Here is a 10,272-nt window from a genome sequence, read left to right as displayed (position 1 = left end):
GGAGGAAGAGGGCAGTAGGGCAGTAGGGCAGTAGGGCAGTAGGGCAGGACACTCCAGGCAATTCACATACTGCCTTACTGCCGTATTTTCTTACTCCCCTACATTTTGTCGATCACCGACTGCACGCCCTCGGTCGGAGCATCGACGGACGATCCTGCCACCATGATGGCGGCGACGATCGCTTCAGGGTCGTCGACGACCAGCGGCTTGACCCGCTGTGCGGTGTGGATGAAGCCTTCGGCGGCCATGTGATCGAGCAACGCCAGCATCGGATCCCAAAATCCTTTGACATTGGCGAAGACGATCGGCTTGCGATGATGGCCAAGCTGCCCCCAGGTCATGATCTCGACGATCTCCTCGACCGTGCCGATCCCGCCCGGCAGCGCCACAAAGGCGTCGGATTTCTCGAACATCCTGTGCTTGCGCTCGTGCATGTTGTCGGTGATGAAGAGTTCATCGAGCCGGTCAAGCGCGGTTTCGCTCGCTTCCTTGTTGATCAGGAAGCGCGGAATGATGCCCGTTACCTTGCCGCCGGCCTTGAGCGCGCCTTCGGCGACAGCACCCATAATGCCCTTGGTGCCGCCGCCATAGACCAGCCGCAGTCCCGCTTTGGCAATCGAGCGTCCGAGCAGGTGTCCGGCCTTGATATAGGTTTCATCGCGGCCCGGAGACGAGCCGCAATAGACGCAGACGGATCGAATCGTGTTCATGCCGATGATTGGTGATTGGGTCTGAAAGCCGGGTCAAGCCCCAAGAGTTAACAAGTCCGGGCTTTTTCTTGTCGGTATTGGTAAAACAGGCTAGACCGGCGTTAGGTGGCTAAGGGGTAGGGAAGTATGGCGATTAATCCACTGAAGGCGTTTCTGTTCGCGGCGGGTGGGACCGTCGCGGCCGCGGGAACCGCCTATGTATCGGGCGCACTCGACCCGTATCTCAATCCCACGCCGCCGGCGCAAGTGGCGGCGCAGACGCCGCCCGCAGCGCCAAAATCGGCCGATCCCGGCACCGAAGCGCGGCTGCCCGCCGCGGAGGTCCCTGCGGCTCCCGCCGCGGTGCCCCAGGCAACGGCACCGTCCGCACCGGCCGCGGACGCGGCGGCGCCGGCTGCGGCCGGTCCGGTCGCACCGTCCTTCGATGTCGTGCGCGTCGAAAGCAATGGCTCGATTGTCGTCGCCGGCAATGCGGCGCCCAACGCCAAGGTCGAGATCCTCAACGGCTCGACGGTGCTTGGCTCGACGGTCGCTGGTCCCGATGGCGCCTTCGTTATCATTCTCGACGATCCGCTGAAGCCCGGTGATTATACGATCGCGCTGCGCGCGACCACGGGCGATGTCGTAACGCCCTCGGTGCAGACCGCCGTGGTTTCGGTTCCCAAGGATGCGGCCGGCCAGGTGCTGGCCATGGTCGAGGAGCCGGGCAAGCCGGCCGAATTGCTGACCGTTCCCGCGCCCGCGGCAAAGCCGGCTGCTCAGGCCACCGCGCCGGCTGCTCCCGCAGCCGAAGCGCCCGCAACTGCTCCGGCACCAGCCGCCCCAGCACCTGCCGTGGTGGAAGCAGCACCGGCTCCTGCGCCGGCGACGCCGCCCGTTGCAGGCGTGACCGAGCCCAAGATCGTCGTCGAGGCGGTCGAGATCGACGGCAGCAAGATCTTTGTCGCCGGTCTCGCCGATGCCGGCCGCAAGGTGCGCGCCTATGCCAACGACATCCTGCTCGGTGATGCGCAAACGTCGACGGATGGTCATTTCCTGGTCGAGGCGGCGCGCGACATTCCGGTCGGCAGCTACACAATACGTGTCGACGGCCTCGATACCGACGGTGTGACAGTTGTGGCCCGCGCAGCCGTGCCGTTCGAGCGCGAGCCGGGCGAAGCGGTCGCCGCCGTGGCACCCTCGGCGCCGAAGCCCGTTCAGCCCAAGCCGGCCGCACCTGCCGCCGCCGAGGCGCCGGCCGCGGCCGGGACGGCTCCGGCCACCACGCCTGCTCCCGCCACCGAGGCTCCGGCCGTTGTGGCGGAGGCGACGCCGCCGAGCGACGTGCCCGAGACCGTGGCGCCCAAGCTTGAACATGCCGACGGCGCCGTCATCATCCGCCGCAACGACACGCTGTGGCGGATCTCGCGGCGCGTCTATGGCCATGGCGTGCGCTTCTCGACCATCTACCTCGCCAACCAAGACCAGATCAGCGATCCCGACCGCATCTGGCCGGGGCAGGTGTTCAAGGTCCCGGAAAAGTCGAAGGAAGGCGAAGCCGCCGACCTCAAGGCGATGGGCGAGCAGGCAACGACAGCGCCGGCCAAGACGCAGTAGGGTTGGCGATTGGCCAATCTCCCTCCTTGAGGGGGAGGTGGCAGGCCAGAGGGGTCGTCGCGCGTGAAGCGCCGACCTTCTCTTTTCTCCAAACGACGTCGCGTCAGGACGCACCGACCCCCTCTGTCACCTTTGGTGACATCTCCCCCTCAAGGGGGGAGATTAGGTCGCTCTACCCATCGGGGTAGCTTGCCGCAGACCTGCTCATCGTCTATCGCCGATGGACGATGACTGATTCCCTTATGGAAACAAACGCACCTGGCTGCACCCCGGACAGCCGAGCCGTTGCCACCCGGCTGGCAGCACTTTCGCACCCGGCTCGGATCGAAATCCTGAAATACTTGTCCGCAAGCAACTCCTGCTACTGCCGCGAAGTCGTCGATCGGTTCGATCTGGCGCAGTCCACCGTGTCACAACATCTGAAAATACTGGTCGAAGCCGGGCTGGTTCGCTTCGAGCCCGATCGCCAGCGTTCGCGCTATGCGATCGACCGTGCCGCGCTCGCCGATGTTTCTGCATCGGTGGCCGCCCTCGTCAATTCCTGCTGCTCCGGCCGCTGAAAATAAGAAGAAGGCGCCAAAAATGGCCGAAAAAACCGTCTCCGACTCCTCGACCTTCAAGACGCTGCTCAATTTGTGGCCCTATATGTGGCCGGCGGATCGCGCCGATCTGAGAGCCCGGGTCACCTGGGCGACGCTGTTGCTCGTCGTCGCCAAGCTGACGCTGGTCGCCGGTCCCTATTTCTTCAAATGGGCAACGGACGCGCTGGCCGGCGACTCCAAATCGGTGCCACCGCTGCCGACATTTCTGCTGGCGCCGGTCATGCTGGTCGTCGCCTACAATGTCGTGCGCCTGGTGCAGCTTGGCTTCAATCAGCTGCGCGACGCGCTGTTTGCACGCGTCGGCCAATACGCGGTGCGCCAGCTCGCCTTCCGCACCTTCGTTCACATGCACCAACTATCGCTGCGCTTCCACTTGGAGCGTCGCACCGGCGGCCTGTCGCGCATCATCGAGCGCGGCACCAAGGGCATCGAGACGATCGTGCGCTTCATCATGCTCAACACGGCGCCGACCATCCTCGAATTCGCGCTGACCACCGGCATCTTCGCCTACACCTATGGCTGGAAATATGTGGTCGTCGTCGCGGTCACCGTCTGGGTCTATGTCTGGTTCACGGTGCGCGCCAGCGACTGGCGCATCTCGATCCGCCGCGACATGAACGACAGCGACACCGACGCCAACACCAAGGCGATCGACTCGCTGCTCAATTACGAAACGGTCAAATATTTCAACAACGAAAGCATGGAAGCCGAGCGCTTCGACCGCTCCATGGCACGCTACGAGGTCGCCGCGACGCGCATCTGGACCTCGCTCGGCTGGCTGAATTTCGGCCAGGGCATCATCTTCGGCCTCGGCACCGTCATCGTCATGTGCATGTCGGCGCTTGAAGTGCAGGCCGGCACGCAGACGGTCGGTGACTTCGTCTTCATCAACGCCATGCTGATGCAGCTGTCGGTGCCGCTCAATTTCATCGGCTTCATCTACCGCGAAATCCGCCAGGGGCTGACCGACATCGAGCAGATGTTCGACCTTCTGGATGTGCCGCAGGAGATCGTCGACAAGCCGGATGCCAGGCCGCTCGCCGTGAGCGCCGGCAAGGTCGAGTTCCGCGACGTGCATTTTTCCTATGACCCGAACCGCAAGATCCTGAAGGGCATCAGCTTCGAGGTGCCGGCCGGCAAGACCGTCGCCATTGTCGGGCCTTCGGGTGCCGGCAAATCGACCATCTCGCGGCTTCTGTTCCGCTTTTACGACGTTCAGTCCGGCCAGGTGTTGATCGACGGCCAGGATATCAGGGACGTGACGCAGGAGAGCCTGCGTGGCGCGATCGGCATGGTGCCGCAGGACACCGTGCTGTTCAACGACACCATCGCCTACAACATCCGCTACGGCCGCATCGGAGCCAGCGAGGAGGACATGCAGAAAGCCGCTGAACTAGCCCAGATCGGTCCGTTCATCGAGCGATTGCCTGACGGCTACAAGTCGATGGTCGGCGAACGCGGGCTGAAGCTTTCGGGCGGCGAAAAGCAGCGCGTGGCGATCGCCCGCACCATCCTGAAGGCGCCGCCGATCCTGATGCTCGACGAAGCGACCTCGGCGCTCGACAGTCACACCGAGCAGGAGATCCAGGCCGCGCTCGATCTGGTCAGCCGTGGCCGCACCACCATCGTCATCGCCCACCGCCTGTCGACGGTAATCACGGCCGATGAGATCATCGTGCTGCAGGACGGCCAGATCGCCGAGCGCGGCACCCATGCCGAGCTGATGCGCAAGCATGGCCTCTACGCCTCGATGTGGGACCGCCAGCGCGAGGCGACCGAGGCCGAGGAGCGCCTACGCATCGCCCGCGAGGGCGACGAGCTTGGCGTTGTCGTTCGTCGGCGAACGTCGGAGGTGAATTGAAAGTTCGGCGCATGACCTGATTTTTGCGCTTGACCTCAACATAAGTTGAGATTGTAGGCCGTTCCTGGAGCCCAAAAAACACCATGATCCAGGAACGGAGAAATCGAAATGAGCAAGACAAATCAGAGCGTTGACGGCCGCAGCGTGTTCAGGGTGGACAAGTTCGTCGTGCCTGCCGCCGCCCGCGAGGAGATACTCGCCAAGGTCAGGACAACGCATGAATTGCTGCGCCTGCAGCAGGGGTTCGTGCAGGATTTCCTGCTCGAGCAATTCTCAGGGCCGGGCGAGTTCAACCTTGTGACCATCGTCGAATGGGAAAGCCAGGCAGCCATCGACAACGTCGTGCCGATCGTCAAGGCCGCGCACGAGCGCATCGCTTTCAACCCGCACGAGACGATCGCCCGGCTCGGCGTGCGCGCCGACATCGCCAACTATCAGCGGGTTCCGGGGCTTTAGAAAAGCCGTTACGGCAAACCGATGCCAGGTGCCGGCGCTTCGACGCTGAATATGGCATTCCCCATTGTTGCGTTGCGGCGAGGGGGGCTTTCGGCTATTGAGGCCCCACCTGAAACGGAGCCCGTTTACACCCGATGAGCCTTGTCGATACGGTCAAGAACGCATTCGTACCGATCCATCGCGAAGGCTATCCCTTCATCGCGGCCTTTGGCGCGGCGACGCTTTTCCTCGGCTATTTCTCCTCGATCCTGTTCTGGATCGGTCTGATCCTGACGGCCTGGTGCGTTTATTTCTTCCGCGATCCCGAGCGCGTCACGCCGGTCGATGACCGCCTGGTGGTCAGCCCCGCCGACGGCATCATCTCGGCGGTCGGACCCGCCGTGCCGCCGCGCGAACTCGGCCTCGGCAATGCAGAGATGACCCGGATCTCGGTGTTCATGAACGTCTTCTCCTGCCACGTGAACCGCGCCCCGGTGCGCGGCCGTATTGCGAAAATCGAGCACCGGCCGGGCAAATTCCTCAATGCCGAACTCGACAAGGCAAGCACCGAGAACGAGCGCAACGGCCTGGTCATCGAGAGCCCCAACGGCACGGTCGCGGCCGTCCAGATCGCCGGCCTGGTGGCGCGCCGCATCGTCTGTTGGGCCGAGGCCGGCGGCTCAATCGGCACTGGCGAGCGTTTCGGCCTGATCCGCTTCGGCTCGCGTGTCGATGTGTTCCTGCCCCTGACCGCCACGCCGCGCGTTGCCGTCGGCCAGACGGCGGTTGGCGGCGAAACCGTGCTGGCCGAATTCGGCGGTGTTGCCGGCACGCCTCTTGTTCGGGTTTCCTGACCGGTGGGCACGCAATACAAAAAGTTCGAGGCCCATGCCAGCGGCGGTCCGCGCATCCGCGAAATCCCGATGCGCATGGTGCTGCCCAATCTGGTCACCGTGCTCGCCATCTGCGCCGGCCTGTCCGGCATCCGCTTCGGCTTCGAAGGCCGCTTCGAGCCGGCGGTGGTGATGGTGCTGCTTGCCGCCTTCCTCGACGGCATCGACGGCCGTCTGGCGCGGATGTTGAAGGCGACCTCCAAATTCGGCGCTCAGATGGATTCGCTGGCCGACATCGTCAATTTCGGCGTGGCGCCGGCTCTGGTGCTCTATGCCTTCCTGCTCGACCGCGCCGGCTCGCCGGGCTGGATCGCGGCACTGCTGTTCGCCATCGCCTGCGGGTTGCGCCTCGCCCGTTTCAACGTGCTCGACGACGAGAAGGGCGATCGCCCCATATGGCAGTCCGAATATTTCGTCGGCGTGCCGGCGCCGGCGGGCGCCGTGCTGGTGATGCTGCCGCTCTATCTCTATTTCCTGCGCACAGGGCTGGAGCCCAGTCGCCCCGCCGCCTTCGTCGCCACCGGCTTCACCATCCTGGTCGCCTTCCTGCTGGTCAGCCGGCTGCCGGTCTATTCCGGCAAGAGCCTAAGGATCCCGGGCGACAGGGTGTTGCCGATCATCCTCGGTGTCGTACTCTACGTGCTCCTGCTGATGACCTATCCCTGGTACACGCTGACCGCCTCGGTCGCCGGCTACCTGATCTTCCTGCCATTCAGCGTGCGCGCCTATTCGAAGCGCGCCAAGCGCGAGGGCGAGAAAGTGCCGCCCTCCGATATAGGTTAGAAAATTCGCAGAAGTGCTTGATCTGACTCAGGCCGCGACGCCGAGCCCCAGCCTGTCGATCGCCAATTTCCTCGTCGACACATAGTCGGTCTTGCCGGAACCCAGCACCGGGATTTCCTCCACCTTGACGATGTCGTTCGGCACCATCAGTTCGGCGGCGCCCGCCTGTTTGCCGAATTTGCGCAGCTCGTCGGGATTGGCATCGTCGGCGGTGGTGACCAGCACGATGCGATCGCCGCGTCTCTTGTCCGGCACCGCCACAGCCGCGTGGCGCTCCTCCGGCCACAGCGACTGCACCAGCATCTCGACCGCCCCCAGCGACACCATCTCGCCGGCGATCTTGGCGAAGCGCTTGGCGCGGCCGCGAATGGTGATGAAGCCCTCGCGGTCGACGGCGACGATGTCGCCGGTATCGTGCCAGCCGGTCAGCGGCTGCAACTCACCGGGGCGGTCCGACGTCATGTAGCCCATCATCAGGTTCGGCCCGTCGAGCCACAATTGGCCGGCGTCGGAGATGCCCTCGACCGGCTCCAGCTTCATGCGCATGGCAGGCAGCAGCCGGCCGACCGTGCCGTCGCGGCCATGGATTGCCGTGTTGACGGCAACCACCGGTGCCGCCTCGGTCAGCCCGAAACCTTCGATGATCTCGGCCTGGAAGCGCTCGCGATAGACGCGGCGGGTTTCCGGCTTCACCGCCTCGGCGCCGGCGACGACGAAGCGCAGGCTGGAAAAATCGCCGTCCTTGGCGGTGCGCGCATAGTTGGCGAGGAACGTGTCGGTGCCGAACATAATGGTCGGCTTCACCTTGCGCGCCACCTCGGGGATGATCTTGTAGTGCAGCGGCGAGGGGTAGAGGAACAGCTTTACCCCGGTGACCAGCGGCAGGATGGTGCCGCCCGTCAGGCCGAAGGAGTGGAACACCGGCAGCACGTTGAGCAGGATGTCGGCCGGCGAGATGGTGATCCGCGCCTCGGCCTGCATGGCGTTGGCGTACAGGTTCTTGTGCGACAGCACGACCGCCTTCGGCGTGCCTTCCGAGCCCGAAGTAAACAGAATCACGGCCGGCTTGGCCGCATCCTGCCGCTGCAGCGGCCAGCGCCACAGCAGAGCGGCGGCAAGCTTGTCCAGCGCGGTAACGCTCTCCCGCACATCCTCCAGCCACAGCAGCTTGGCGCCGCCTTTTTCGACCGCCGCGACGATATCGGCCAGATCGGCCTTCTCGACGAATGCGCGGGAGGAAATCACGGTCCTTATCACCGCCGTGCGCACGGCCGCGGTGACGCTCGCCGGTCCGGCCGTATAGTTGATCATCGCCGCCACCCGGCCGGCCGACAGAAGGCCGGTGAGCGACAGCACGACGCCGTTGGCATTGGGCAGCATCACGCCGACCGCCTCGCCCGGAGCCGTCACCGCCTCAAAGCGCCTGCCCAGGACGCGGGCGCCGATGAACAGCTTGCGGTAGGTCAGCGCCCCGGAGATCACGTCCTCGATGATGGTATGCGAAGCGCCGACGCGGTCGGCGGCATCGCGCATGGCCAGGAACAGGCCACGATCGAGGTTGGTGCCGAAGAGCCGCGCCTCGGCGACACGGTCGAACAGCGCGTTGGTGTTCGAGGCCTGATCGGGGTTCCGCGCCACCAGTTCGGCGATGGTCATAGGTTCCAGCACGCTGATCGACAGCTGCGGAAACCAGTGTCGTGGCGCCTTGTCCGCGGGTGTCAGCGACACCGGCAGGCCGCGCGCGCCGCCGACGAAGATCGGCACGATCTTGGCATCGGCCTGCATGGCGATGCGGGTGACGGCACGAAACAACCGAAACATCTTGACGTCAGGCTCGACCGCATCCGGCAGATAGACGGCGAGCCGGCCCTTGCCCCTCAGCACGCGCACCAGCCGGCGGCTGACGAAGAGATGTTCGGCGTTGAAAGCGATGGTACGGCCAAGCTCGCGCCAAAGTTCAAGCCACGGCGAGCGCGCCGAGGCCTCGTCGAGTATGTGCAGTGTGTCTTCCGGCAGCAGCGACAGCATCAGCGCCGGTTCGAAGCGCGATTGATGCGAGATGACGTAGATGACTGGAGCCTGCGCCTGGCGGGCGATCCTGATACGGCTGTCGGCGATCCGGTAGGCGAGCTTGAACGGCACATAGAGCAGCGCCTGGGTAAAGCGCAGGCCGAGGCGGAATATTTCCACCACGCCGATCAGCAGCCAGGCCAGAACAAGACCCGCAAGCAGCGCCAGTGTCAGGACCATGCCGCGTCTCTCCCAACATTCTTAGCATCTCGGCTCTTTTGCGGCCGCTTCGGCCAGAACCTAGACGATGTGGGAGGAAGGTCAATGCGGAGCTTTTGCTTCCCTGGTGCGGGAAGCTGCTTGTCATGCCGCCTGCAGCCGTCCACTGATGAAACGAAATTCCTGCGTCTTGCCGCCATAGCCGTAAGCGGCTGCCGGCACTTCATGTACGAAGGCGTAGCTCTCCTCGTGCACGCCGCCCAGCAGACGGCCGAAGGCCGCGAAGATCGCCTTCAGATAGGCCTCCAGCTCAAGCTTGGTGTTGGTGCCGTCGACCACCTTGATATCAAGCCAGAACGTGTTGGTGCCGTGCTCGGCCAGCGACTTGCCGCCGGCGAACCAGTGCTGCGGATCGACATAGGACACGGCAACTGCCGTGATCGTCGGATCCTTGCGCAGCTGCGTGGCGGTGATTTCGGTAGCCTCCTCTGCGATGCGAGCGGAAAGCGCCGCGTCAGGCTTGCCGGTGACGCTGATGTTGATAATGGGCATTTTCTTCTCCTTGGCTTGAGCGGCGTCCGATCGCCGTTGAAACAACCATGCCACCACCTTTAGATCAAAAAAATCGAATTGTTTTTAACTGAAGCTTCGATAATATCGAAGTATGGAAACGCTGGATCCCGATCTGCTCCGAACCTTCCTTGCTTTCGTCGACAGCGGCTCGCTGGCCCAGGCGGCTGCAAGCGTCGGCCGTTCGCCCTCGGCGGTGACCACCCAGATGCAGCGGCTGGAAGAAATCGTCGGCGAGCCGCTGCTGGCGCCGCAAGGGCGAGGGCGCGGCTTGACCCCTGCAGGCGAAGACCTCGTCGGCCATGCCAGGCGGATCCTTGCCGCCCATCGCGAGGCCTGGCTGGCGCTCAAGGGCGCGCGCGCTGCCGGACGCGTCGCCATCGGCACTACGCAGGATTTCGCCGACAGCGGCCTGCCGGATCTGCTGCGTGCCTTCGCCGTCAGTCATCCGCGCGTCAGGATCGAACTGCGGGTCGGCCGCTCCGCCGAACTGGCGCAGGCGCTGCAGTCTGGCGGCCTCGATCTGGCGATCGTCATGCGCCAGGCGGCGGCGCCGGACGAAGTCGGCGTGCTGCGCGAGCCGATGATATGGC

At 64.4% G+C, this 10,272-nt stretch carries 10 protein-coding genes; 7 read left to right on the top strand and 3 right to left on the bottom strand.

Annotated features, from left to right (window positions below):
• Positions 1-98: 98 nt before the first annotated feature.
• Entirely contained in the window at positions 99-710 is a 612-nt protein-coding gene (locus tag EN906_RS11205) for a TIGR00730 family Rossman fold protein (protein WP_127268242.1), read from the bottom strand.
• A gap of 126 nt (positions 711-836) precedes the next feature.
• On the opposite strand from EN906_RS11205, the gene EN906_RS11200 reads away from it, so the two are divergent.
• The 6 genes from EN906_RS11200 (at position 837) to EN906_RS11175 (ending at position 6,880) form a co-directional block, all read left to right on the top strand.
• Entirely contained in the window at positions 837-2,306 is a 1,470-nt protein-coding gene (locus EN906_RS11200) for a LysM peptidoglycan-binding domain-containing protein (RefSeq protein WP_127268241.1), read from the top strand.
• Between the two features lie 227 nt (positions 2,307-2,533).
• A complete protein-coding gene (locus EN906_RS11195; RefSeq protein WP_127268240.1) occupies positions 2,534-2,866 on the top strand; it encodes a metalloregulator ArsR/SmtB family transcription factor in 333 nt (110 codons plus the stop codon).
• A 22-nt stretch (positions 2,867-2,888) separates the two neighbouring features.
• A complete protein-coding gene (locus EN906_RS11190; RefSeq protein WP_127268239.1) occupies positions 2,889-4,769 on the top strand; it encodes an ABC transporter ATP-binding protein/permease in 1,881 nt (626 codons plus the stop codon).
• A 108-nt stretch (positions 4,770-4,877) separates the two neighbouring features.
• Positions 4,878-5,225, top strand: a complete 348-nt coding sequence (locus tag EN906_RS11185; RefSeq protein WP_127268238.1) for an antibiotic biosynthesis monooxygenase — start codon at positions 4,878-4,880, stop codon at positions 5,223-5,225.
• A gap of 134 nt (positions 5,226-5,359) precedes the next feature.
• Positions 5,360-6,058, top strand: a complete 699-nt coding sequence (locus tag EN906_RS11180; RefSeq protein ID WP_127268237.1) for a phosphatidylserine decarboxylase — start codon at positions 5,360-5,362, stop codon at positions 6,056-6,058.
• Positions 6,059-6,133: 75 nt separating this feature from the next.
• Positions 6,134-6,880: a phosphatidylcholine/phosphatidylserine synthase gene (locus EN906_RS11175; RefSeq protein ID WP_236383118.1), complete on the top strand. Its 747-nt coding sequence runs from the start codon at positions 6,134-6,136 to the stop codon at positions 6,878-6,880.
• A gap of 27 nt (positions 6,881-6,907) precedes the next feature.
• On the opposite strand, the gene EN906_RS11170 is transcribed toward EN906_RS11175, so the two are convergent.
• Both EN906_RS11170 and EN906_RS11165 read right to left on the bottom strand, forming a co-directional pair.
• Complete coding sequence (locus EN906_RS11170; protein ID WP_127375176.1) at positions 6,908-9,130, bottom strand: AMP-binding protein; 2,223 nt, start codon at positions 9,128-9,130, stop codon at positions 6,908-6,910.
• Between the two features lie 123 nt (positions 9,131-9,253).
• On the bottom strand, positions 9,254-9,661 hold the full coding sequence (locus tag EN906_RS11165) for a 4-oxalocrotonate tautomerase family protein (protein ID WP_127271318.1): 408 nt from the start codon (positions 9,659-9,661) through the stop codon (positions 9,254-9,256).
• A 112-nt stretch (positions 9,662-9,773) separates the two neighbouring features.
• On the opposite strand from EN906_RS11165, the gene EN906_RS11160 reads away from it, so the two are divergent.
• Positions 9,774-10,272 (top strand): LysR family transcriptional regulator (locus EN906_RS11160; protein ID WP_127375175.1); only part of this gene is annotated, 499 nt, incomplete at its 3' end.

Origin of the sequence: Mesorhizobium sp. M7A.F.Ca.CA.004.06.1.1 (assembly GCF_003999135.1) — a bacterium.
Taxonomy (GTDB): Bacteria; Pseudomonadota; Alphaproteobacteria; order Rhizobiales; family Rhizobiaceae; genus Mesorhizobium.
Note: the sequence above shows the minus strand (reverse complement) of the source record. Positions and strands in the feature narration are given on the sequence as shown.

What these genes read in the sequence shown, in the direction of transcription:
- EN906_RS11205 (WP_127268242.1), bottom strand. Translation starts at nt 710, where the DNA reads ATGAACACGATTCGATCCGTCTGCGTCTATTGCGGCTCGTCTCCGGGC.
- EN906_RS11200 (WP_127268241.1), top strand. Translation starts at nt 837, where the DNA reads ATGGCGATTAATCCACTGAAGGCGTTTCTGTTCGCGGCGGGTGGGACC.
- EN906_RS11195 (WP_127268240.1), top strand. Translation starts at nt 2,534, where the DNA reads ATGACTGATTCCCTTATGGAAACAAACGCACCTGGCTGCACCCCGGAC.
- EN906_RS11190 (WP_127268239.1), top strand. Translation starts at nt 2,889, where the DNA reads ATGGCCGAAAAAACCGTCTCCGACTCCTCGACCTTCAAGACGCTGCTC.
- EN906_RS11185 (WP_127268238.1), top strand. Translation starts at nt 4,878, where the DNA reads ATGAGCAAGACAAATCAGAGCGTTGACGGCCGCAGCGTGTTCAGGGTG.
- EN906_RS11180 (WP_127268237.1), top strand. Translation starts at nt 5,360, where the DNA reads ATGAGCCTTGTCGATACGGTCAAGAACGCATTCGTACCGATCCATCGC.
- EN906_RS11175 (WP_236383118.1), top strand. Translation starts at nt 6,134, where the DNA reads ATGGTGCTGCCCAATCTGGTCACCGTGCTCGCCATCTGCGCCGGCCTG.
- EN906_RS11170 (WP_127375176.1), bottom strand. Translation starts at nt 9,130, where the DNA reads ATGGTCCTGACACTGGCGCTGCTTGCGGGTCTTGTTCTGGCCTGGCTG.
- EN906_RS11165 (WP_127271318.1), bottom strand. Translation starts at nt 9,661, where the DNA reads ATGCCCATTATCAACATCAGCGTCACCGGCAAGCCTGACGCGGCGCTT.